This is a genomic window from Psychrobacter pygoscelis (genome assembly GCF_004335015.1).
Classification (GTDB): domain Bacteria; phylum Pseudomonadota; class Gammaproteobacteria; order Pseudomonadales; family Moraxellaceae; genus Psychrobacter; species Psychrobacter pygoscelis.
In genome coordinates, this window is record NZ_RQRU01000006.1 from 87,624 (window position 1) to 110,902 (window position 23,279).

The 23,279-nt window shown below is 44.9% G+C and carries 18 protein-coding genes; 14 read left to right on the plus strand and 4 right to left on the minus strand.

Features of this window, described 5'->3' with window-relative positions; all coding sequences use genetic code 11:
• The first annotated feature begins 94 nt into the window (after positions 1–94).
• From uppS to EGV92_RS12080, 9 genes are all read left to right on the plus strand, one after another.
• Positions 95–940, plus strand: coding sequence for a polyprenyl diphosphate synthase (uppS, locus tag EGV92_RS12040; RefSeq protein WP_131669549.1), 846 nt, complete (start codon positions 95–97; stop codon positions 938–940).
• Positions 941–1,001: 61 nt separating this feature from the next.
• Positions 1,002–1,811, plus strand: a complete 810-nt coding sequence (locus EGV92_RS12045; RefSeq protein WP_131669550.1) for a phosphatidate cytidylyltransferase — start codon at positions 1,002–1,004, stop codon at positions 1,809–1,811.
• A 217-nt stretch (positions 1,812–2,028) separates the two neighbouring features.
• Positions 2,029–3,243, plus strand: coding sequence for a 1-deoxy-D-xylulose-5-phosphate reductoisomerase (ispC, locus tag EGV92_RS12050; RefSeq protein ID WP_131669551.1), 1,215 nt, complete (start codon positions 2,029–2,031; stop codon positions 3,241–3,243).
• 147 nt (positions 3,244–3,390) lie between these two features.
• Positions 3,391–4,791: an RIP metalloprotease RseP gene (rseP, locus tag EGV92_RS12055; RefSeq protein WP_131669552.1), complete on the plus strand. Its 1,401-nt coding sequence runs from the start codon at positions 3,391–3,393 to the stop codon at positions 4,789–4,791.
• Between the two features lie 295 nt (positions 4,792–5,086).
• Positions 5,087–7,498 carry an outer membrane protein assembly factor BamA gene (gene bamA, locus EGV92_RS12060; protein WP_131669553.1) on the plus strand — a complete coding sequence of 804 codons (2,412 nt, stop codon included), beginning with the start codon at positions 5,087–5,089 and terminating at the stop codon, positions 7,496–7,498.
• Between the two features lie 67 nt (positions 7,499–7,565).
• Positions 7,566–8,666 (plus strand): UDP-3-O-(3-hydroxymyristoyl)glucosamine N-acyltransferase, encoded by a 1,101-nt coding sequence (gene lpxD, locus EGV92_RS12065; RefSeq protein WP_278248267.1) that lies wholly within the window; start codon positions 7,566–7,568, stop codon positions 8,664–8,666.
• Positions 8,667–9,128: 462 nt separating this feature from the next.
• Positions 9,129–9,575 carry a 3-hydroxyacyl-ACP dehydratase FabZ gene (gene fabZ / locus EGV92_RS12070; protein ID WP_423227915.1) on the plus strand — a complete coding sequence of 149 codons (447 nt, stop codon included), beginning with the start codon at positions 9,129–9,131 and terminating at the stop codon, positions 9,573–9,575.
• Between the two features lie 251 nt (positions 9,576–9,826).
• Positions 9,827–10,606: an acyl-ACP--UDP-N-acetylglucosamine O-acyltransferase gene (gene lpxA, locus EGV92_RS12075; RefSeq protein WP_131669555.1), complete on the plus strand. Its 780-nt coding sequence runs from the start codon at positions 9,827–9,829 to the stop codon at positions 10,604–10,606.
• Positions 10,607–10,805: 199 nt separating this feature from the next.
• A complete protein-coding gene (locus EGV92_RS12080) occupies positions 10,806–12,158 on the plus strand; it encodes a sodium-dependent transporter (protein WP_131669556.1) in 1,353 nt (450 codons plus the stop codon).
• A 489-nt stretch (positions 12,159–12,647) separates the two neighbouring features.
• On the opposite strand, the gene tgt is transcribed toward EGV92_RS12080, so the two are convergent.
• Both tgt and EGV92_RS12090 read right to left on the minus strand, forming a co-directional pair.
• Positions 12,648–13,799: a tRNA guanosine(34) transglycosylase Tgt gene (tgt, locus tag EGV92_RS12085; protein WP_131669557.1), complete on the minus strand. Its 1,152-nt coding sequence runs from the start codon at positions 13,797–13,799 to the stop codon at positions 12,648–12,650.
• An 89-nt stretch (positions 13,800–13,888) separates the two neighbouring features.
• Positions 13,889–14,518 (minus strand): LysE family translocator, encoded by a 630-nt coding sequence (locus EGV92_RS12090; RefSeq protein ID WP_131669558.1) that lies wholly within the window; start codon positions 14,516–14,518, stop codon positions 13,889–13,891.
• A gap of 108 nt (positions 14,519–14,626) precedes the next feature.
• On the opposite strand from EGV92_RS12090, the gene EGV92_RS12095 reads away from it, so the two are divergent.
• Together EGV92_RS12095 and EGV92_RS12100 are read left to right on the plus strand one after the other, a co-directional pair.
• Complete coding sequence (locus tag EGV92_RS12095; RefSeq protein WP_131669559.1) at positions 14,627–15,529, plus strand: LysR family transcriptional regulator; 903 nt, start codon at positions 14,627–14,629, stop codon at positions 15,527–15,529.
• 193 nt (positions 15,530–15,722) lie between these two features.
• The gene (locus EGV92_RS12100) at positions 15,723–16,337 is read left to right on the plus strand and encodes an SOUL family heme-binding protein (protein WP_242678723.1); all 615 of its coding nucleotides are present in this window, start codon (positions 15,723–15,725) and stop codon (positions 16,335–16,337) included.
• A 161-nt stretch (positions 16,338–16,498) separates the two neighbouring features.
• On the opposite strand, the gene asd is transcribed toward EGV92_RS12100, so the two are convergent.
• Positions 16,499–17,644: an aspartate-semialdehyde dehydrogenase gene (gene asd / locus EGV92_RS12105; RefSeq protein WP_131669560.1), complete on the minus strand. Its 1,146-nt coding sequence runs from the start codon at positions 17,642–17,644 to the stop codon at positions 16,499–16,501.
• A gap of 304 nt (positions 17,645–17,948) precedes the next feature.
• Between asd and EGV92_RS12110 the strand changes: the two genes are divergently transcribed.
• Complete coding sequence (locus EGV92_RS12110; protein WP_131669561.1) at positions 17,949–19,070, plus strand: endonuclease/exonuclease/phosphatase family protein; 1,122 nt, start codon at positions 17,949–17,951, stop codon at positions 19,068–19,070.
• Between the two features lie 226 nt (positions 19,071–19,296).
• Here the strand turns inward: EGV92_RS12110 and EGV92_RS12115 are convergent, their stop codons facing one another.
• Entirely contained in the window at positions 19,297–20,211 is a 915-nt protein-coding gene (locus tag EGV92_RS12115) for a LysR family transcriptional regulator (protein ID WP_131669562.1), read from the minus strand.
• A gap of 198 nt (positions 20,212–20,409) precedes the next feature.
• Here EGV92_RS12115 and speB point away from each other — a divergent pair, with 198 nt between their 5' ends.
• Both speB and EGV92_RS12125 read left to right on the plus strand, forming a co-directional pair.
• On the plus strand, positions 20,410–21,378 hold the full coding sequence (gene speB, locus EGV92_RS12120) for an agmatinase (RefSeq protein ID WP_131669563.1): 969 nt from the start codon (positions 20,410–20,412) through the stop codon (positions 21,376–21,378).
• A 125-nt stretch (positions 21,379–21,503) separates the two neighbouring features.
• On the plus strand, positions 21,504–23,210 hold the full coding sequence (locus tag EGV92_RS12125) for a 5-guanidino-2-oxopentanoate decarboxylase (RefSeq protein ID WP_131669564.1): 1,707 nt from the start codon (positions 21,504–21,506) through the stop codon (positions 23,208–23,210).
• The last annotated feature ends 69 nt before the right edge of the window (positions 23,211–23,279 follow it).

Below are 23,279 nucleotides of genomic sequence, written 5' to 3' on the forward strand. Positions count from 1 at the left end.
TCAAGGTGGTGGCAGTCCCTTATCGATAGTGCTATATCAATACGGGGCTGCAAGTGGGCTATCTATTCATTTATCTTCATAAGTTTTCATCGCTATGTCTAACTCCGTTTGCTCTCATCATGCCTTAGAGTCTACCGCTTCATCGACTGATCAGGCAACAAGTACAGCTGCCGCAACTCAGATACCTATTGTACCGCGTCATATCGCTATCATTATGGATGGTAATAATCGCTATGCGCAGCTACAAGGGATGCCTAAGGGCGAAGGTCACCGAGCCGGTAAGGATGCGCTAGACCCTATCGTAGAGTTTTGTTTAGCGGCTGGTGTTGAGGTCATTACTGTCTTTGCCTTTTCTAGTGAAAACTGGCAGCGACCGCCAGCCGAAGTGGCGTTACTCATGCGCTTATTGACGGCGACAATCTATGAGCAGATGCCGAGGATGAATCAATACCAGATTCGCCTACGCTTTATTGGTGATCGCAGTCAGTTAGATACTGATTTACAAGATCTGATGGCAGATGCAGAGGCGAAGACAGCGAACTTTAAGGCGATGACGCTGGTGATAGCTATTAGTTATGGCGGTCAGTGGGATATCGCTCAAGCAGCAAAGTCGTTAGCCATACAGGCTCTGCAAGGCGATATTGAGATCGATGAGATCGACGAGATGGCGCTTAATAATCAAGTTCAGCTCGCTGATGCGCCAGCCGTTGATATGCTGATTCGCACTGGGGGCGAGTATCGACTGTCCAACTTTTTGCTGTGGCAAAGTGCTTATGCAGAGCTGTTCTTTACCGAGACTCTTTGGCCTGATTTTTCTACCGATGAGCTGGGTCAGATGATGGTGGCGTTTAGCCAACGCCAACGCCGGTTTGGTAAGACCAGCGAGCAGATTGAAGCCAACTCACTGACCACGGCTGCATCAATAAACTCAGCATCGTAGTCATCAAATATTGTCTGACACCAAGAATGGTACTATAAGACGCTTAATAAAGGTAACTCAAATGTGGCAACGAATTAAAACCGCCATTATCCTCATTTTGATAGTTGGTGTGGCTTTATTTGCTAGTGATACGCCTATTTTGTTTGTGCCTTTACTGGCAGTTGGGGTGACCATTGCTGCACATGAGTGGACCAAACTTATGCCAAGATGGCGCTATCCAGCGCTGTTTGTGGTTATGGTACTGGCGCTCACCTTACTCACCTTATTATTTACCTCCACTTGGGTATTTTGGTGGATAGCCTCTGTTATTATTTGGCTTATGGCGTTAGCGTGGGTGACGCAGTTCCCCGATAAGACCAACTGGTATGGCAAGAAGCTGTCCTTGATGGGCTTGATTATCTTGACCGCAGCCATTACTGCGATGTTTTATTTGTGGCAACTGTCGCCATGGTGGCTCATGTACGTATTTATTCTAGTATGGTGTGCAGATAGTGGTGCTTACTTCGTCGGGCGTAAGCTTGGTCGCCGAAAAATGGCGCCTAATGTCTCACCGAATAAGAGTATGGAAGGTCTGGCAGGAGGGCTGATAACTGGCCTGCTCGTTGTGTTAGGCATTAGTATCTTCAAGCTACACTTGACGGGGCTGACTTTGATCAGCTTTATGGTATTGTCTGGTGTAACGATACTGGCCTCCGTACTAGGGGACTTGTTTGAATCAATGCTCAAGCGCCGAGCGAAGGTCAAAGATTCAGGAACCATATTGCCAGGTCATGGTGGCGTATTAGATCGTATTGACTCGCTGCTCGCGGCCACGCCCATATTCGCGTTAGGCTTTTGGTGTCTGCAGCAGCTAGGGTTAATTATGCTTTAAGCACTTTATTAATGATTTATATTGCTCATAAATGATTTAAATCGTCTACTACTTAAACAATGAATCAGCATAATCATTGATAATAAACTTGGTTAATGACTGCTCGTAAAGCTCAGATAATATTTGATAGAGTTGCTTTAACCATAATCTCTTTAATAATAGCCCCATCGCAGTAATATAGCCGCTAACAGACATATGAAGGATTAGGTAGATAATAATGACGCAGCGCATTACAGTATTAGGAGCTACAGGCTCTATAGGAGATAGTACGCTGTCTATATTAGAGACAGCGCAGGCGAGCTCTACAGAGTTTGAGGTCTATGCTTTATCTGGTCATAGACAACTTGATAAGCTGCTCGATCTTTGCCAGAAGTTTGCTCCTAAGCGCGTAGCCGTTCCTACAGAGGCAGTGGCTACTTTTGCTCAGCGACTTAAAGCAGCTAACTTAAGTGTCGATGTGGTGGGCGGTGAGTCAGGACTGATTGAGCTTGCTGAAGATCCGCAAGTGGATACGGTAGTGGCGGCAATCGTTGGTGCAGCAGGATTGCCCTCGACACTGGCTGCTGCAAAAGCTGGGAAGCGAATTTTACTTGCCAATAAAGAAGCTTTAGTGATGGCCGGTCACCTGATGATGCAAGCAGTCAGAGACAATCATGCCACATTGCTGCCTATCGACTCAGAACATAATGCAATATTTCAGTGCTTACCTGAGCCAATCCAACAGGATAATACAAAAATCCATCAGTCAGAGTATGGGGTACGTAAGCTGTGGTTAACGGCATCGGGCGGACCATTCTTGCATAAAACCTATGCCGATATGGCTGCTGCCAATATTGCAGAGGCAGTCAAGCACCCTAACTGGTCCATGGGACAAAAGATATCTATCGATTCGGCGACGATGATGAATAAAGGCCTTGAGCTGATCGAAGCGGCACATCTATTTGATCTACCAGAGGCTAAGATTGAAGTGGTTATTCACCCACAAAGTATCATTCATTCTTTAGTTGAATACTCAGATGGCAGCTTACTTGCGCAGCTGGGTAGTCCAGATATGAAGACACCGATAGCCCATGCGCTAGCTTATCCTAAGCGGATAGATAGTGGCGTGGTACCATTAGACTTGTTTGCTTTGGCTGATTTAGAGTTTATTCGTCCTGATTTGAATAAGTTTGCTTGCCTACGATTGGCACGTGACGCTATGCAATCAGGTATGGTTGCGACAATTGGCCTAAATGCAGCCAATGAAGTAGCGGTCAAGGCATTTATAGACGAGCAAGTTAAATTAACTGACATTGCCTTGATTAATGAGCAGACTTTGGACACTATGGCGCAGCAAGCATTACAAGCGCCGAGTCACATTGATGAAGTGATTGCTATTGATCAGCGAGCAAGAAGTATAGCTAAACAGATCGTCGCTAAGCGCTATTGTTAAGTTTAAGTCTCTAAATGACCTATTAAAGGTAATATTGCAGTAATTTATTAACATTATTATCTTGTTAACTGTTTTTAGGCTAATATTTTGCATAGGGTTTTATTCATTGACTTTATTTAATCGGCATGCCGACTGTCCGAGGTGATCATGGGATTCTCACTTACCTTATTGGCCGCTATTGCGGTGTTAGGCCCGCTGATTGCCTTGCATGAGTGGGGGCATTATATTATTGCTAGGCTCTGCGGTGTCAAAGTGCTGACTTACTCGATCGGCTTTGGTCCTAAGGTTGCAGGCTGGACCAGTAAGCGCTCGGGTATCGACTACCGGCTCTCCCTACTGCCACTCGGTGGCTATGTCAAAATGCTCGATGAGCGAGAAGGTCCAGTTGCAGATGATGAGAAACATCTGGCTTTTAATACTCAGCATCCGCTCAAAAAGATTGCTATTGTTGCGGCTGGGCCTTTGATGAATTTCGTTATAGCGATTGGCTTATTTTGGGTGCTGTTTATGACGCCCTCTGAGCAGCTAGCGACACGCATTGGTTCAGTACTACCGGAGTCGCCCGCCGCAATGGCGCAAATCCCTGCTGGTAAGACTATAGTTGCGGTGGATGATCACAGCGTTCAGACTTGGGAAGAGATTAACTATCGGTTGGCCAATCGCATGGGTGAGACTGGGACTATCAAGGTCACTGTGCGCCCTTATGCTCCGGATAATGCAGCGACTGACAATGCTAAGGCAACGACTGTACAAACCTACAATCTACCAGTATCTGACTTTATGCAGGGCGCTAATAAAGGCAAGGATGCTATCAGTAGCTTGGGCGCACTACCTTGGCAGCCACAGATCGATCCTGTTATTGGCGACCTAGTACCAGAAGGCGCTGCCGCTCGGCAAGGTATGCAAATAGGTGATAAAATCACCGCTATTAACGGCCAAGCTATTAATGACTGGGTAAGTGCCACAAGAGTTATTCAAGATAGCCCTGAGACTCTTCTGACTATTAGTGTCCTGCGAGACAATGAGCCTGTGACATTAAAGATAATGCCGCAAGGTAAAAAAGACACTATGGGCAATAAGTTTGGCCAAATTGGAGCGATGGTTGAAGCACCAAATATTACAGTGCCAGATTCTTATAAGACCACTGTAGAATATGGCCCTGTTGGCGCGATAATAAAGTCTTTCCAAAAGACTGAACAATTAGCCGTCATGACAGTGTCCTCAATGGGTAAGATGCTAACTGGGCAGATCGGTATTGACAATATATCTGGTCCTATTACGATAGCTAAAGTCGCTAAGCAAAGCTTTGATATTAGCTGGGAGATGGTATTATCAACAGCAGCACTTATCAGCTTAAGTTTAGCTGTGTTAAACCTTCTGCCTATCCCTGTATTGGATGGCGGTCATATATTGTATTATGCTATTGAGCTAGTACGCGGAAAGCCACTATCAGAGCAGATGCAGATCGCTGGCATGAATATAGGTCTGATTTTACTGGCAGGATTTATGATATTAGCCATTGGGAATGACATCAGTCGCTTTTTTTAGTCGTGATGTTTTTTAGGCACTTTGAAAGTAGTCAGCTGTTAGTAGGGTTTAATCATTAGCAGAGCCTATGAGTAAGCTTTAATAACCTCCAGTGTAGTGACTTTTAATAATGATAAGTTGTTAAGAGTAAAGGTTATTAAGGTCCGCAGTATTTTAAGCTATAGCCTTTTTTGTACAATAGTGTCTTAACTGGGTAGCAATCTTGCTTATTGAATGAATTATTATATTGACAGACTAGATAGCGCTTATTTTTTCACTTAACTTTAGTTAGTTTTTTTATATACGGACAGTATTTATGCGTACGCCTTTATTTGTGAATATGGCAGCGATGCCAATAGTGGTAGCGATGATGAGTGTGCCGGCACAGGCAGCCGACTTTGTGGTCACTGATATTAGCTTTAACGGGCTTCAACGTCTGACTGCGGATAGCTTATATCCGCAGTTACCAGTATCAGTGGGTGATACAGTGACCGATGACGCAGTAGCAGCGAGTATCAAATCACTATACGCTACCGGCAACTTCGCTGATATTCAAGCAAGCGTGCAGGGTTCTGAGCTGGTGTTCAATGTGGTCGAGCGCCCAATTATTGCCGAAGTGAACTTTGAAGGTAACAAGCTCATTCCGAAAGAAGGCCTGCAAGAAGGTCTAAAGAATGCTGGATTGGCAGTCGGTGATGTGCTCAAGCAGGCAACCTTACAAGGGGTGGCCAATGAGCTACAACAACAGTATATCTCACAAGGCTATTATAATAGTGATATTGAGGTTGACCAGACCCTACTTGAGGGCAATCGAGCTAAGCTAGATATCCGCTTTATTGAAGGTAAGCCTGCTAAAGTCGTCGATATCAATGTTATTGGTAATAAACACTTTAGCGATGAAGACATCAAAGATGTTTTCGCCGTAAAAGAATCCTCATGGACGCGGCTGCTATCAAAGTCGGATCGCTATGCTCAAGAAAAGCTTGCCGCAAGTCTAGAGAATCTTAAAGCCTTATACCAAAATGCAGGCTTTGTGCGCTTCACTGTCGATAATGCAGTATTAAATATTAGTGAAGATAAGCGTAGTGTGTTCATTGAAGTAAGCGTGACTGAAGGTGATCAATATAAGTTTGGTCAGGTTAGTTTCTTAGGCAAGCCCATTTATGAGACTAGTGAGCTTAATGACTTGGTTACCTTTGCCGCTGATGAGCAATACTCGCAGCAGACCTTGGATGAGACAACCGCTGCGCTAAAAAGACGCTATGGTAATGATGGCTACTATATGGCGCAGATTCGTCCAGTACCGCGTATCGATGATGTCAACCACGTGGTGAATATTGACTACTATATTGATCCTGCGCGTCCTATTTATGTGCGCCGGATTAACTTCAATGGTAATACACGCACCAAAGATGTGGTACTACGCCGTGAGATGCGTCAGCTAGAAGGGGCGCTGGCATCAAATGAGAAGATTCAGCTATCGCGTACGCGGCTGATGCGCACAGGCTTCTTTAAGACCGTGAATGTCGATGTCAAGCCAGTACCCGGCCAGCCTGATCAGATTGATGTCAACTATAACGTCGTTGAGCAGCCTTCTGGTAGCTCGACCATTGCAGCCGGTTATTCACAAAGCGGCGGCGTTACCTTCCAAGTAGACTTAACCCAAAATAACTTTATGGGAACAGGTAACCGTGTCAAAGCAGCACTATCACGCTCAGAGACGCGCGACTCTTATAGTCTAGGCTATACTGATCCGTACTTTACAGAAAATGGCGTCTCTCAAGGTGTCAGTGCTTACTATCGCAAAACCAAATACGATGATAAAAACGTCAGTAACTATGTGACAGATGCGTACGGCGGCACCTTGAACTATAGCTATCCTGTCGATGAAACCAAGCGTGTCAGTGCTGGGCTTAATATTGATAATACTGAGGTACGTGGTGGCCGCTGGCTTGGTGTCTCTAACGTTCAGCAGATTATCGATGATGGTGGCTCAGTCACTCAGTATACTGGTGATGATCAAGGACGAACCAGCTTCAAAAACGACTATACCACTTACAATTTGCTCCTAGGTTGGGATTATAATACTCTGGATCGTCCGGTATTCCCTACTAAGGGGATGAATCATGCCGTCGATGCCACTATTGGCTTTGGTGATAAAAATTATCAAAAGCTTGTGTACCGTGGTAATGTTTACTATCCAGTCTATAAAGACTTAGTCGTCCGTGGTTATACCAAACTTGGCTATGGTAACGATTTGCCCTTCTACGAAAACTTCTATGCAGGGGGTTACGGCTCAGTACGTGGTTATGAAGCATCAAGCCTAGGACCGAAGTCTCAAAGTTACTACGATGCAGTAAACAAAGACCTTCGTTATCGCGACGAAGAGGTGGGCGGTAATGCGCTGGTTAACGTCGGCGCCGAGCTGATCCTGCCACTGCCATTTAAGGGCGATTGGGCCGATCAGGTGCGACCTGTACTCTTTGTTGAAGGGGGACAAGTATTCGATACCACAGATAGAGAAGACAAAACCTTTATCGATACCAAGGGTAACGACACTAAGATTCCACTAATTACTCAAGATAAAGAGATGCGCTATAGTGCAGGTGCTGGTATTACTTGGTATACACCAATTGGTCCAATCTCAATCAGCTATGCTCAGCCTTTCGGTGATAAAGAAGGCGACCAAACTGATAAGGTTCAGTTCCAGATTGGCAGTACTTTTTAGGTAAAAATAAGGCAGTTAGTAGTAACCACAAGCGCTCATAACACGCCCATAACAAAGGTAACATGAAGTGAGAAAGGTGACCGTCGCTCAGCTGATAGCCAGTATTGAACAGCGCCAGCCGGTAATGAATAAAGCGGCGCTCAGTGACGCTAGCTTGCAGACACTGATTAAGGGCGTGAGTGCTTTGGATTCAGCGCAGGTAGGTGAGCTGAGCTTTATAGCCAATAAGCGTTATAGCGACGCGCTCGCCAGCACTGAGGCTAGCGTTATTTTAGTAGACCCCGCTCATCAAGATAATGCGCCTCAATCCTGTACGGTGTTAGTAGTGGCTTCTCCTTATTTGGCTTACGCTTGTGTGAGCCAATGGTTTGATCAAGGCTTTGCTGGTCATAGCTTAAATGCCCAAGCTGCCGACATTAAGAGTAATTTGTTTTCTGCAAACCCAACAGCAACTACTGGCATCTGTCCTAACGCAATAATTCATTCAACAGCGGTTATCGAAAGCGATGTTAGTATCGCTGAGGATGTCATTATTGGTGCTTATTGTGTCATCGGTGCAGGATCGTGTATTGGACGAGGTACTCAGCTCGCCTCACATGTCACTATTGGCAGCAATGCGAGGGTAGGTGAGGATTGTGTTATCTACCCACAAGTTGTCATCGGCCATGACTGCCAGATTGGTGATCAGGTGCGGATTCATGCCCATGCTAGTATTGGCTCAGAAGGTTTTGGCTTTGCGCCAACGTCAGATCCGGCAGTGACAGGTTGGGAGCGAATTGCCCAGCTTGGGCGAGTTATTATTGGTGATCGGGTGCGTATCGGCAGTCAGACTTGCATTGATCGCGGGGCGATTGACGATACGGTTATTGGCGACAACGTTATTATTGATAATCTAGTACAAATTGCCCACAATGTGCAGATCGGTGCGGGGACAGCCATCGCTGCTAATACTGGTATCGCGGGCAGTACCAAGCTTGGTAAGCGCTGCATCATAGGCGGTGCTGTGGGCATTAGTGGTCATATTGAGATCACTGATGACGTTACCATCACCGCCATGACCATGGTGACTAAGTCTATTAAGCAGTCCGGGTCTTACTCGTCTGGGACAGTGGCCATGCCGACTGCAAAATGGCGCAAAGCAGCAGTACGCTTTCGGCAAGTCAAATAGTCAAGATAAGTAGCTATTATACAGTCATGGTCACTATTCTGATGATTGCTATTATAGCGATAGGATGAGGATGATAAGCAAAAAGCTAAGCGCCATTACTAGGTTTGGCGCGTTTGCAAAATACATAGCCTTAAAGTATCTACGCACTTAGTGACTATTATTAAATCAGATTTATAAGCAGTGTAGCGGGCTGGTAACAAGTCACATGTACCAGTACTGCTTACTTGTTGATAATAAAGCCATTAGCAAAACTGACTAGAATGTCTGCTAAAACATTGTTTTAACAAGAGACAAAAATTGACGTATACTGCGTCCCTAGCGCTGAGTGTGCTGCTAAGTGCTGATAATTTATCAGGATGATTGGCAGCCAGTCAGCTCAATGATTAGCCAAACCAAGGAAGAAAAGCGATGTCATTAAATTTAGACCTAACTGATGAGAATTCTGGAATAACTGTGCCAACAATGCCGATGACGTTTGAGACGCTCAAGCATTATTTACCGCATCGTTATCCTTTTATGTTGATAGACCGAGTGACATCGTGTGAGCCGAACCACTGTATTGAAGGCCTCAAAAACGTTAGTTTTAATGAGCCTTACTTTACAGGGCATTTTCCAGATGTGCCTATCATGCCTGGTGTACTTATGGTAGAAGCCATGGCTCAGATATCAGGTGTTTTAGGATTTATTAGTGCAGGTTTAACCGCAGAAGATGGCTACCTGTATCTGTTTGCGGGCGTTGACAAAGTACGCTTTAAGCGCCAAGTTATCCCCGGTGATCAGCTGATACTGCGCTCTAATTTATTGATGCAAAAGCGTGGTATCTATAAGTTTGATTGTAGCGCCTATGTGGATGATACTATGGCCGCTAGTGCGCAAATTATGATCGCGCGCCAGTCAAAAGAGCTGTAGTTATTTTATTATTATTGCTTTAATTAACGCCTTGCCTATCCAGATAAGCTCACTTTGATTGGTTCAAGACTAATTGTTTTGCTGCTAAAAAATTTGCATAATGTTTCTCAGTCGGCCGGTATCAGTCTTAGGCTGAATAGGCTAAATCAATCTGATAACCTAACAGATCTGAGTTTTAATTTATTGTTGCATTTTAATCCTGTCACACTTTTATCCACTTTTAATAGACTATTAGCCTAAGGCAAATTTTTATGAGTCAGATCCATCCTACCGCCATCATAGCGCCTGGGGCGACCATCCATGAGACGGCAGTGATTGGCCCTTATTGTATTATTGGTGATGCGGTAACTATTGGTGCTCATTCTGTATTGCATCGACACGTGGTAGTGACCAAAAACACTCGCATTGGTGAACATAATCAAATCTATCAGTTCGCCAGTCTTGGTGAGGATTGCCAAGATCTAAAATATGCGGGGGAGACCTCGTGGTTAGAGATTGGCGATCACAATACCATCCGTGAAGCTTGCAGCTTTCATCGGGGTACTGCTCAAGATAATGCGCTAACCAAAATCGGTAATCATAATCTATTTATGGTTAACACCCACATTGCCCATGACTGTGTGGTTGGTGATCATAATGTTGTCGCTAACAATGTCGGGGTTGCAGGCCACGTGCACATCGGCAATCATACTATTATTGGTGGTAATGCTGGCATTCATCAGTTTTGTCATATAGACGACTATAGCTTGATTGGTGGTGCTAGTCTTATCCTAAAAGATGTCGCAGCGTTTACCATGGTTTCTGGTAATCCGGCCAGTGCCCATGGTCTTAATATAGAAGGTATGCGCCGAAAAGGCTGGTCGAAAGATACCATCAATACCTTACGGCAAGCTTATCGAACGGTATTTAGATTAGGTCTAACTACTAAACAAGCGTTGGCCATATTGGAAGATGAGCTGCTTGCTAAAGAGCCAAAAGTGCAACTGCTCATTCAATCTTTGCAAAATAGTCAACGCGGTATTGTGCGCTGATTAGCTTAAAATTTTAACTGTTTTACCCCAAAGCCATAACAATTAGTTATGGCTTTTTTATTGCCCCTGCTTGACATTTGCCACCGCTTAACTGAAACTTAGCGGTTAAAAGATGTAATAAAACTTACAAGAAGTTACGAATTATAGGATAAGCCTAGCTTTTGTAAGCTGGCTATATTAAGAATAAGGACAACGCATTATGAGTATAAAAAAACACGATCATGCCCAGTGGAGCTCTAGCTTCGGGTTCGTATTAGCGGCAGTTGGCTCTGCCGTGGGCCTAGGCAATATCTGGAAGTTTCCTTACATGGTAGGCGAGAGCGGTGGGGCAGTATTTGTCTTAACGTACTTAGTGTGTATTGCCCTGATTGGCTTTCCTATATTAGTTGCAGAATGGTTAATTGGTCGCCGTGGTCAAAAGAACCCTATTAACTCATTTGCCGATGTCGCGATCAGCGAAAATAAATCTAGCGCTTGGGGTATTGTGGGCGGCGTCGGTATCTTGGCCGGCTTCATTGTCTTATCATTCTATAGTGTCATTGGAGGCTGGGCGCTCAATTATATTACTAAGGTCGGTACCGGCAGCTTTGTCGGGCAAGACAGCGACGCCATTGGTACTACTTTTGATGCGATGTTAGCAGCACCTGGGACGCTAACACTTTGGCACACAGTCTTTATGGTTTTGACGGCCCTTATCGTTGGTGTGGGGGTAACAGGTGGTATCGAAAAAGCCGCTAAAGTCTTAATGCCTTTATTAGGCCTAATTCTTGTCTTTATTTTAGGCTACAATGTATTGAATGGCGGCTTTGCTGAAGCGGTAAGCTATCTATTTACACCAGACTTTGGCAAGCTTAATGGCGATGTGTTGCTAGCAGCGCTAGGCCATTCCTTCTTTACCTTATCCCTCGGTATGGGCATCATGGTAGCGTACGGCTCTTATCTAGGTCGTGAGGTAAACTTGCTTAAGACAGCACGGACAGTCTGTATTTTGGACACTGTAGTAGCACTTGCTGCTGGTCTTGCCATTTTCCCAATTATCTTTAACCATGGTCTAGACCCAGCCTCAGGTCCCGGTTTGATCTTTGTTAGCTTACCCATCGCCTTTGGGGATATGACAGCGGGTACTTTGATTGGTACGCTGTTCTTTTTATTGATTACCTTTGCCGCATTGACCTCGTCTATCTCTTTACTGGAGCCATCTGTTGAGTTTTTAGAAGAGCGTACGTCGATGAATCGTACGATGTCAACCATCGTAGCAAGCTCAGTTATTTGGCTACTGGGTGTGGCGGCGCTACTGTCATTTAACCTATGGTCTGAATTTACCATCATGGGTAACGGTATCTTTGATATATTGGATAAAGTGACCAGTAAATTCCTCCTTCCATTAGCAGGACTTGCCGCTATACTATTCGTAGGTTGGCAGTTGAGTCAAGATAGCGTTCGACGTGAGCTTGGGTTGTCTGATGGCGCTTGGAGCCTATGGCAAATAGTTGCTAAGTTTATTGCGCCTGTCGGTGTGCTCATTGTCTTTATTAGCAGTCTTATGAGCTAATCAGTCCTTAAGCTGTGGTATATTATAAAAAAAGCATCCCAAGGGATGCTTTTTTTATCGATACAGTTAAAGACACTTTAGACGACTTAATTCAACCAAGAAGTTATTTAAATACGAATTACCTAAATAAATAGCATCCTAAATAAAGACCAATAGCTGTATTTAACGGTGTAATAACTGTCAGTTTAAGCCCTTTAGCTATCGTAAGTTCACTATAAAAACGCTACAGCGATACTGGGATGAATTTTTTGCCACCTCTGTCAGCGCGCTCGCAGTAAGCTAGAAAAATTTATACCAGCTCCGCATCATATTATGATGACTCTATCTTATTTAGAGTCGACTATATGACAATTACTAACCGCTGCATAGCTTCCTACGTATCGAATTTATTGATAGCCAATCACCAATCATGCTCACTATGACGACTAAGTGACTGGGCAGCGTCATCTACTGCTTATTATCAGTAATCAGAGTGAGCAGTTGCCATAGCTACAGTAACGTCAGCTCTGGGACTTCTTGACCACGCTTGCTATAAAAATCAGCGACAAAGCTGTCAAACTGATCTTGTTCGATAGCTTCACGGATACCCGCCATTAAGCGTTGGTAGTAGCGCAAGTTATGGATAGTCGCTAGCTGGGCGCCGAGCATCTCTTTGCATTTATTAAGATGATAAAGATAAGCTCGGCTGAAGTTCTGACAGGTATAGCAGTCGCATTCTGGATCAAGGGCTTGTTCATCAGTACGGTATTGACTATTACGGATGCGAACCACACCTTGATTGTCTTCATTGCCCGTGACAAAGTAGTGACCATTGCGGGCATTACGAGTCGGCATAACGCAGTCAAACATATCAACGCCGCGGCGCACCGCCTCGACGATATCTTCAGGTTTACCTACGCCCATAAGATAGCGCGGCTTATCCGCAGGCATATCATCAGGTAGGTAGTTTAGTACCTCAATCATTTCTTCTTTAGGCTCACCGACTGACAGTCCGCCAATCGCATAGCCATCAAAATCAATATTAAGTAGGCCTTCTAAGGATTGTTGACGCAGGTCTGAGTACATACTGCCTTGAATAATCCCAAATAGAGCGTTTTTACTCTCTAATCTGCGGTGCTCATCAAGGCAGCGCTGCCCCCAGCGGAGTGACAGCTCAAGCGAAGTCTTGGCGTCGTCATGAGTAGCAGGATAAGGGGTGCACTCATCAAACTGCATGACGATATCAGAGTTTAGGCTGAACTGAATCTGCATTGACTTCTCGGGCGACAAAAATACTTTTGCCCCATCAATGGGCGACTTGAAGTGCACGCCTTCTTCAGTGATCTTGCGCATCGCGCCAAGGCTAAATACCTGAAAGCCACCGGAGTCAGTTAAGATAGGTTTATCCCAATGCATGAACTCATGGAGGCCACCGAACTGGTCGATGATGTCAGTGCCAGGTCGTAGCCATAAGTGGAAGGTATTGCCAAGGATAATGTCGGCACCAATGTCTTTGATGTCACGTGGAAGCATGCCTTTGACCGTGCCATAAGTACCGACAGGCATAAAGGCAGGCGTCTGAACGTCACCATGATTGAGATGAACAGTACCACGGCGAGCACGAGATTCACCGCTGGCGGTTTTATGAAGGGTAAATTGCATAGTGATATCTTAAGCTATTAATAAAGTCAGGGGATTATAACATTACTAAGGTTAAGTTTGCCTCAAGGCATGACTTTACATAATGATTATTATAATGAGGACAATAAAAGCAGGATACCAAGAGCACCTAGCACGATACCAATAATACGGTTTACCAGCACTTGCTTTTGGAGTAGCTGCTCTCTAATGCGGCTGTGCGACAGGATGCAGGCTACCAAGGTAAACCAAAGCAAGTGAGCAAGTGACATAAACAATCCGTAGGCGACTTGGATTATTAACGAGGTATCAATACTGACGACTTGTGAGTAGATACTAAGCACAAATAGAGTGGTCTTAGGATTTAAGGCGTTGGTCATAAAGCCATTTTTAAAGGCGGTAGCGGCAGATAAGTGACCAGACGAAGTCGAGGCTTGGTGTGAATCAAGCTGGATGTTCTGAGACTCAGTGTGGCGATAAGTTTGAATACCGATAGTGACTAGATATGCGGTGCCAATGAGCTTTACGATATTCAATAAAAAAGCCGACTGTTGCAGAATAACACTGACACCAAGAAGAGTGTAAGCAACATGAATCCAGACGGCAGCGGCAATACCTATAGCGGTGAATAAACCACATCTTTGACCGTGCAGGTAGCTGTTGCGAGTAACGATAGCGAAATCGCCTCCTGGACTGATAACAGCAAGTATGGTAATGGTGGCAACAGCGAGAATCTCTGACATATAAAGATAACCCTAATGTAATGTGAAGATAAGTCATCGTGCTGTCGCTATCTTCTGTCAAAATTAAAGCAATAAAAATCGATATTTAGCCATATAAGGTGTGAGATTTTGGAACATATCCGTAAGCTACCGATGCGAGCGTTAAAGTTTTTTTACTTCGTAGCGCACTATGGCAGTATGAGTCTGGCCGCTAATAAGCTATGCGTTACCCACGGCGCAGTAAGTAAGCAGCTCAAAAATTTAGAGACCCATTTAGGCGTCTCACTATTTATCAGGCGTGGCCGCGAGCTAGTCTTGACACCTGCTGGCAGGCGTTTGCAGCACTGTTGTCAGCCGCTATTTCATGACCTTGAGAAGACGCTTAGTCAATTATCATGGCAGCCAGATAAGACGCTCATAGTCTCTTGTGAACCGACGATAGCGATGAAATGGCTCATTCCTAGAACGGCTGACTTTAACAAAGCGACCAATATTGACGTGGTGATTTTGGCCGCCGGTGGGGTGGTAGACTTCGCACGCCAGAACATCGACGTGGCGATAAGGAGGAATGATTTTGTCTGGTCGCCAAGCATCAATAGTTATTATCTAGTCGATGAAGAGATCGGTGCTGTTCAGTCACCTCAAGCGTCTCAAGTGTCCAGAGGCAGTCATCTGATAAGATTGCACACGCATAGCAGAGCTGACGCGTGGCAAGATTGGCTAGCTTTGAGGGATATAAGTCCAGTGGTTTCTGATGATGTTATCGATGATCCAAGGGCTGGATTAGAAGAGATGTATTTTGAGCATTTTTATCTGTCTATTCAGGCAGCTATCGCGGGGTTAGGACAAGCGATCGCCTCAAGGCTCATGGTACAAGATGACCTAGCTACAGGGCTTCTGACTGCTCCGCAAGGGTTCGCTAAAGATGGCTCAGCGTATTATCTATTGTCAGAGTCGCCTATTGCCAACCATGAGAAAAAACAAGTTTTTTTATATTGGCTTAAGTCGCAAATGAGCGACAATTTAGGCTAGTATTGCAAGTGCATTTAAGACTGGTGACTAAGAATAGCGATCTGCCAGCCATGGAAGAGCATGAATAGTATTAACCCCATCATGATTTGTTACTGCTATGATAGAGTCATCAGACAAATTGGATAGGATGCTAAAGGCGCACTTTGGACAATTAGCTTTTGCTGTTCTAGTTATTCTAATATTAGGAGCTACTATGGCCACACGCGAGCCAAATTATACTATTTTAGAGCATGTTGGCAACTTTGAGCGACGTCTTTATGACCCCAGAATTATTGCCAAAACTGTAGTAACTGGCGCGTATGATTCTGCTAGTCGCCAAGGCTTTAAGCGACTTGCAGATTATATTTTTGGCAATAATTCAAAGGTGGAGCCTGCTAATAAAAACAGTAGCAAAAGTGCAAAAATAAGCATGACGGCTCCTGTGATAATGTCTCCCACTCATGAGACTGCGGTCAACAACTCTGAAGCAAACGCAAAGATCAATATGAGCGTACCAGTAAGTATGAGCCAACATAATGGCAATTGGCTCGTCGCTTTTGTTATGCCTGAGCGCTATACCCTTGAGAGTATTCCAAAACCTAATAATCCAGCAGTGATGTTAGAGCAACTGCCAGAGCAGCACTATGCAGTAATGACGTTCTATGGACTGGCGGGTGAGCTAAAAGTCGCTGCTAAGACCTTAGCACTTCAGCAATGGATGGCAGATAGAGAGTTAACCCCGATAGCACAACCTGAGCTAGCGCGTTACAATCCCCCTTGGACATTGCCATTCAAGCGGCGTAACGAAGTTATGATTGCTTATCAATAGCCTAAGCAAATTAAATAATTTAAGCCATTTAAGTAGCCAGAATTAATTACAAACCCTATTTTGAAGCAAGCTTTCTTCTAGAGAGTCCGAGCGATAAAAAAAGACAGCCGAAGCTGTCTTTGATGGTTTAAGGGGCAAGGTTAGGATTGCTCTTAAATAAATTAAGCCTTTTGCTCTCGAATGATCGTTAGCATACGGCGTAGCGGCTCAGCAGCGCCCCAAAGAAGCTGATCGCCTACAGTGAATGCCCCTAAGTACTGATTACCCATATTAAGCTTACGCAAGCGGCCAAGCGCCACTTTTAAGGTACCAGTCACGGCAACTGGTGTTAGGCGGTTCATGGTCGCTTCTTTATCGTCTTCGACCAAGTCTAACCACTCATTACCACTATTACGTAACGCCTCTTCAATCTCAGCAAGGGGAATGTCTTTATTCAGCTTAATAGTTAAGCCTTGAGCATGGCAGCGCATCGCACCGATGCGCACACATAAGCCATCGATAGGGACGATAGCATCACCAGTATTTCCTAAGATTTTATTGGTCTCAACGCCGCCTTTCCATTCTTCACGCGACTGTTTGTTTTCTAACTGCGAGTCGATATAAGGAATTAAGCTACCGGCTAGTGGCACACCAAAGTGTTGCTGCGGGAAGTTGTCACTTCGCTGCGTCTCAGCGATTTTTCTATCGATATCTAGAATGGCACTGGCAGGATCAGCCAGCTCGTCTTTTACAGCGTCATGGAGCATGCCCATACCTGCAATCAGCTCACGCATATTCTGAGCGCCAGAGCCACTAGCTGCCTGATAAGTCATGGCTGAAACCCACTCAACCCAGCCGCGATTGAACAGCTCACCGATGGCCATTAGCATAAGGGACACTGTGCAGTTACCGCCGATGAAGTCTTTTTTGCCGCTAGCAAGGGCTTCATCTATTACGTTGCGATTAACGGGATCGAGAATGATGATGCTGTCATCCTCCATGCGTAGGGTACTGGCTGCATCAACCCAGTAACCATCCCAACCACTGTCACGAAGAGGCTGATGCACAGCTTTGGTATAGTCGCCACCTTGACAGGTAATAATCACATCACACGTGGCTAGAGCAGCAATATCATGAGCATCTTTTAAGGTTTTGTTATCAGCGTTATAGCTTACGCCGTCCATCTTAGGCGCATCGCCACCAGCATTACTGGTCGAAAAAAATACAGGGGTAATACCTGTAAAGTCGCTTTCTTCGACCATGCGCTGCATCAATACCGAGCCGACCATACCGCGCCAGCCAACCAAACCTACTGTTAGATTACTCATAGAACTTGCCCTCTTAAGTGAAATAGTGATTTGTCTATCCAACCTTTAACAATGCCGTTAAAAATTAAAAAATGCAAGATGTTTTGCTCGAATTTGAATAATTATTTAAGACAATGAGCAGAATAAGAATGACTTTTAACCCAATCTAATTAATATTTGGCTCCTTCAAAGTATAAAGCCAGAAAGTACGATATAATCCTGATAAATAAAGGGTTAAGAAAGACAACGAATCAATAAATTGTCTTGGGGGTATTAATGCCTTACTTTAATCTAATAGTTGCCATAATAATAGGTCAAAATTAGCATGGATTATCTCGTACTATATTATGCCGTTCAGGTTTTGGCCGGTTTTATTGCCTTTGTCACTATTTGGGGAATGATGCCACTGGACCATTGGTGGGTTCGTGGTGTTGAGTTTCCACGGATTCAGATCTTAGTATTAGGTACACTAGCTTGGATTGGATTGTTGGTATTTTGGCTGAAGTGGGAGATAGTGCAGTGGTTGTTATTTGCGGTATTAAGCTTGGCCTTAGCATTTCAGCTGCGTATGATTTTGCCCTATACGCGGCTTTGGAAAAAAGAAGTCCGCGCTGCCACGTCTAAACCCGAAGCCCATCAGCTAAAGCTTATGGTCTCCAATGTACTAACGCCAAATAATAATACCCAAGCATTGATAGATTTAGTGTGTGAGCATCATCCAGATATTCTTATCACCCTTGAGTCAGATAAGAAGTGGGAGAAGGCATTAGAGGCGGTAGAAGGGGACTATCCCTATAGTGTCAAAATACCATTGGACAATCTGTACGGTATGCATCTGTACTCTAAGCTTGAACTTATCGATCCCGAAGTGAAATATCTTATGATCGATGATATCCCCTCTATCCATACACAGATGCGCCTAAAAACCGGTCAAGTGGTTTGGCTATACTGTTTGCACCCTATGCCGCCAAGTCCAACTGAGGCAGATAAGTCAACCACACGCGATGCTGAGCTGCTTATGGTCGGTCGTCATATTAAGGAGCAGGGTCATACGGCTATTCTGGCGGGTGATCTGAACGATGTGGCTTGGTCTAAGACGACGCGCCGCTTTCAGCGAATCTCCGGATTGCTCGATCCACGTATCGGTCGCCACTTTATCAATACCTTCCATGTGAAATATCCATTCCTGCGCTGGGCGCTGGATCATATCTTCCATAGTGAGTGCTTTACTTTGGTTAATATTAAAAGACTGCCCTCTATTGGCTCGGATCATTTTCCCGTGTTGACCACATTGCAGTACTCGCCAGAGGTCAGCGCGGAGCAAAAGCAAAATGCGCCCACGGCAGATGCTGAAGATATTAGTGAGACTGAGAAAAAAATTGACCAAGGTAGAGAAGAGGGTAGGAAGGTGTCGGAGGAGCATCGGGCGCAAGCATACCAAAGTTAGTCAGATTTATTAGGGTCATTGGTTTTAATTTTCGTAGAAAAATTAAGGTGCTGACTGTCATAATCATTGTTTTAATCAAATTAAAGCAATGATTGCAGTTAATATGTGCAGATTGCCCCGTTTATTAACATTGACCAAGGCAAATGTAGCCAGTCTTTATATGAGAGAACAATTGCATTTTATACCCTATCAATACTGGACTTATGAGCTTAAAGCTCAATAAGTCCTAGCTATTTATCATCTCAAACCGCTCAATCATCTGGATCAAAAAATTCTCGACAGGTTTGCTCATAGCAGGTCGAAAGGCCCAATGATGCTGAACGTCGTAACTAATCTCATCAAACAGTAAAATTTTCATCAAGCCAAGATCTTCGTAGCGCTTGGCAAGATCATAAGGAAGATAGCCCACATGATGGCCGGCTAGGATTAGTCGCGCCGTCGCTTCCATATGATAGGTAGTGGCAGTTAAGCTCGTCGGTTGGATATACTTTAACGTATGCTCTACGGAGTATCCTCGCTTGATCCATGCATACTGCTTTTCTAATTGCTCAAAGGTCAGGGTTTGAAAGTTTCTAAACAGCTCATGGTCGCGCCCACAGCACACTACCTGCTTTTCAGTAAAGGCAGGTTTAAAGGTCAAAGAGGGCGGAAAGCTACTAAAATATCCCACACCGATGTCGCACTCATTGTTCAATAAGGTATCTAACATTCTCTCTGGACTTTGTACATCGATAGAGAAATGGATGAGCGGATTTTGGCTATAGCTCTGCGCCAGACACTGTCGTAGCGCTTCATAAAATACTTCGGGCAGCTGATCAGATAAGCATAGCCGAATATGGCCACCTCGGACCGAGTCTAGTTGACGGATATAGTGTAGTTGATGCTGGAAGTTTGCCACAGCTTCTTGAAAGCCAAGACAAGCTTCATAGACTGCAAGGCCATCCTCAGTAAGCTTAAAGCCGCTACGACCACGCTGACATAGCACCATACCCAATCTGTCTTCTAAATGGGATAGGTGACCACTAATGACAGAGGTTGAAAGGTTTAGTCTATCCTCTGCGGCAGTGACTCCTTGGCACTCAACAATGGCGATGAAGCTATTAAGGGTCTTGATATCAATTTTGGTGAGTTCATTGAGCATGTATCAGTATCTCTTATCTTTGGTAGTAGCTAACTAATTCTCATTTACTTATCAATCTTCATTGTTTTAAGCAGATTACTACGAATTTTTAAAAGTTTACTTCTGAATTTTATCATGGTCTGAGCCACTATATTTAGGTAAGGTAATTATAGTCAAAATGACTGATTATTCAGATGAAATGTAAGAAGGAAGTGACAAATGGAATTTAATCAACCCCTAAGCGGTAATGAAATGCCAAGATTTGGCGGATTTGCATCTATGATGCGTCTACCTACTCAGCCTGATGCCCAAGGGTTAGATGCTGCTTTTGTTGGCGTGCCTATGGATATTGGGGCTTCAAATCGCAGTGGTGCAAGATTAGGCCCAAGACAGATTCGCGATGAGTCGCGAATGATACGCCCGTATAACGTGGCAACTCGTGCTGCCCCTTTTGAATCTTTACAAGTGGCCGACATCGGTGATGTGCCTATCAATACCTTTAATCTGCTTAAGAGCGTTGAGATAATTGAAAAGTTTTATTCAGAAAAAATTCTAAGTCACGGTGCAGTGCCATTGACGTTAGGTGGTGACCATACGATTGCCTTGCCTATTCTACGTGCCATCGCGAAAAAGCATGGTCCGGTCGGACTTGTTCATATCGATGCTCATGCGGATATCAATGACGATATGTTCGGTGAAAAAATCGCTCATGGTACGCCGTTTCGCCGCGCGGTCGAAGAAAACCTTATCGATGGTAATCGAGTGGTTCAGATAGGCCTTCGTGGTACGGGCTACAGTGCCGAAGAGTTTGACTGGTCGACGCAGCAAGGGTTTCGCGTAGTGCCAGCAGAAGAGTGCTGGTATAAGTCACTGACGCCGCTCATGGCTGAAGTCAGAGAAAAAGTAGGCGCCGGTCCTGTTTATCTAAGCTTTGATATCGATGGTATTGACCCTGCCTTTGCCCCTGGAACTGGTACTGCTGAAATTGGAGGGCTAACCTCGACCCAAGGGATTGAAATCGTTCGTGGTATGCGCGGCTTAGATGTGGTTGGCTGTGACCTAGTAGAGGTGTCTCCTCCTTATGATCCATTTGGTAATACCTCTGTGCTAGCTGCTAACTTGCTCTTTGAGATGTTATGCATTCTACCAGGCGTTCGCTATGACGATAAAGTCAAAGCAGTGTATTAATCCAAGTTAGCTAATAAAACTGTTTAATATTAATGATATATTATATGGTCTTTAATTCTATTCCACTGATCGTTCACAGTCACTCGGAGTGGCATTAAAGACCATTTTACTATTTAGGATGATTTATGGGGCAGTCAGATCAATCGCATCAGTTAACGGTGAACGATACGGCCATCACTTGTGGTGAGCTATTAGTAGAATGGCTAGAGTATTATGGGGTAGATACAGTATTTGGTATTCCAGGTGTGCATACCGTAGAGTTATATCGTGGCCTTCCCAATACTAATATTCGTCATATCACTCCGCGTCATGAGCAAGGGGCGGGCTTTATGGCGGACGGTTATTACCGCGCATCAGGTAAGGTGGCAGTGTGTTTTATCATAACTGGGCCTGGTATGACCAATATTCTTACAGCAATGGCGCAAGCCGCAGCTGACTCTATACCGATGCTCATTATCTCTAGTGTGAATAAGATTGCCGACACTGGTAGCGGAGAAGGGCACTTGCATGAGCTTCATGATCAGCAGGGTCTGGTGAGTAAAGCAGCGCTAGCAAGCAAGACTATCTGGCAGCCCGAGGCTCTGCCTAAGGTAATCGCCGAAGCGTTTGCTTTATTTCATAGTGCAAGACCTGGTCCGGTGCATATTCAATTGCCTATTGATGTCATTACTGCTGATGCCAGCCATGTTCCCAAGCCGCCAAAGTCGAGTCAGGCTGAGGTTCAGAATGTGGCCGCTTCTTTAGCAACTCTGCCTGCACCCAATCCTGCACAGTTGGATCTCGCCGCGCAGCAGCTAATCGCTGCTAAAAATCCAGTATTACTTTTTGGTGGTGGCTGCGTGGCAGTCGACGGGGATGCTCAGCGATTGGCAGAGCTACTTGATGCTCCGACATTTTTGACCATCAATGCTAAGGGATTGTTGCCACCGGCTCATCCTTTAAGTCTTGGTAGTAATCAATCTTTACCGGCTGGTCGTGAGCTTATTACTAATGCCGATGTGGTATTAGCCATCGGCACTGAGCTTGGTGAGACTGATTATGATGTTGGCTTTGATGGGGGCTTTAAAATCAATGGTACCCTTATTCGTATCGATTGTGATGCGGCGCAGTTGCACCGACCATTTAGGGCAGATATCGCGATACTCAGTGACGCGCAAATGGCAGTCTCGGCACTGTGCAAACGCTTATCTGACCACCCTTTAGATCATCAGGCCGCGCCGCGGGTTAAAGCAGCTCAGCAGCAGATAATCAAAGAGATACCAGATAATTTTGCAGGTCAAAACGCACTCCTTAAATGCATCCGTGATGCTGTAGACGACGTCATTATTGTCGGAGATTCCACTCAGCCGGTCTATGCAGGTAACCTTGGCTTTGAAGCTGTAAAAACACGCAAATGGTTTAACTCTTCCACGGGCTTTGGTACGTTGGGCTATGGCTTACCGGCGGCAATTGGTGCTCTGGTAGCAGCGCAAGGTCCTGTCATTAGCTTGATAGGCGATGGCGGTATTCAATTTACTATCGCTGAGCTTATCTGTGCAGCAGAGCTTGAGCTGCCATTAATCGTGCTGTTGTGGAATAACCAAGGCTATGGCGAGATTCGTCGCTATATGCAGGAACGAGGCTTACCGGAGATCGGGGTCAATATTAAGACCCCTAATTTTGAGTCACTAGCAGCTGGATTTGGTGCAGGCTACCGCCGAATCACCTCAGAGCAGCAGCTATTGGAAGCACTAAAACAGGACATCACAGGTCATAAGCCAGTTATTTATGAAGTCGATGAAGCGGACGACTTTATTGAAGAGATGGGCAAGTCTTTTAGTTACTTTAGCTAGATTAGGATTAGGGCGAGTCAGTAAAGCCACCCTGTGAGTCTAGTTGCTGGCTGGCTATTGCCTTAGTGA

Bases quoted from the DNA above. Each gene is read 5' to 3' on its own strand.
- uppS (WP_131669549.1), top strand. From the start codon at position 95: ATGTCTAACTCCGTTTGCTCTCATCATGCCTTAGAGTCTACCGCTTCA.
- EGV92_RS12045 (WP_131669550.1), top strand. From the start codon at position 1,002: ATGTGGCAACGAATTAAAACCGCCATTATCCTCATTTTGATAGTTGGT.
- ispC (WP_131669551.1), top strand. From the start codon at position 2,029: ATGACGCAGCGCATTACAGTATTAGGAGCTACAGGCTCTATAGGAGAT.
- rseP (WP_131669552.1), top strand. From the start codon at position 3,391: ATGGGATTCTCACTTACCTTATTGGCCGCTATTGCGGTGTTAGGCCCG.
- bamA (WP_131669553.1), top strand. From the start codon at position 5,087: ATGCGTACGCCTTTATTTGTGAATATGGCAGCGATGCCAATAGTGGTA.
- fabZ (WP_423227915.1), top strand. From the start codon at position 9,129: ATGCCGATGACGTTTGAGACGCTCAAGCATTATTTACCGCATCGTTAT.
- lpxA (WP_131669555.1), top strand. From the start codon at position 9,827: ATGAGTCAGATCCATCCTACCGCCATCATAGCGCCTGGGGCGACCATC.
- EGV92_RS12080 (WP_131669556.1), top strand. From the start codon at position 10,806: ATGAGTATAAAAAAACACGATCATGCCCAGTGGAGCTCTAGCTTCGGG.
- tgt (WP_131669557.1), bottom strand. From the start codon at position 13,799: ATGCAATTTACCCTTCATAAAACCGCCAGCGGTGAATCTCGTGCTCGC.
- EGV92_RS12090 (WP_131669558.1), bottom strand. From the start codon at position 14,518: ATGTCAGAGATTCTCGCTGTTGCCACCATTACCATACTTGCTGTTATC.
- EGV92_RS12100 (WP_242678723.1), top strand. From the start codon at position 15,723: ATGGCCACACGCGAGCCAAATTATACTATTTTAGAGCATGTTGGCAAC.
- asd (WP_131669560.1), bottom strand. From the start codon at position 17,644: ATGAGTAATCTAACAGTAGGTTTGGTTGGCTGGCGCGGTATGGTCGGC.
- EGV92_RS12110 (WP_131669561.1), top strand. From the start codon at position 17,949: ATGGATTATCTCGTACTATATTATGCCGTTCAGGTTTTGGCCGGTTTT.
- EGV92_RS12115 (WP_131669562.1), bottom strand. From the start codon at position 20,211: ATGCTCAATGAACTCACCAAAATTGATATCAAGACCCTTAATAGCTTC.
- speB (WP_131669563.1), top strand. From the start codon at position 20,410: ATGGAATTTAATCAACCCCTAAGCGGTAATGAAATGCCAAGATTTGGC.
- EGV92_RS12125 (WP_131669564.1), top strand. From the start codon at position 21,504: ATGGGGCAGTCAGATCAATCGCATCAGTTAACGGTGAACGATACGGCC.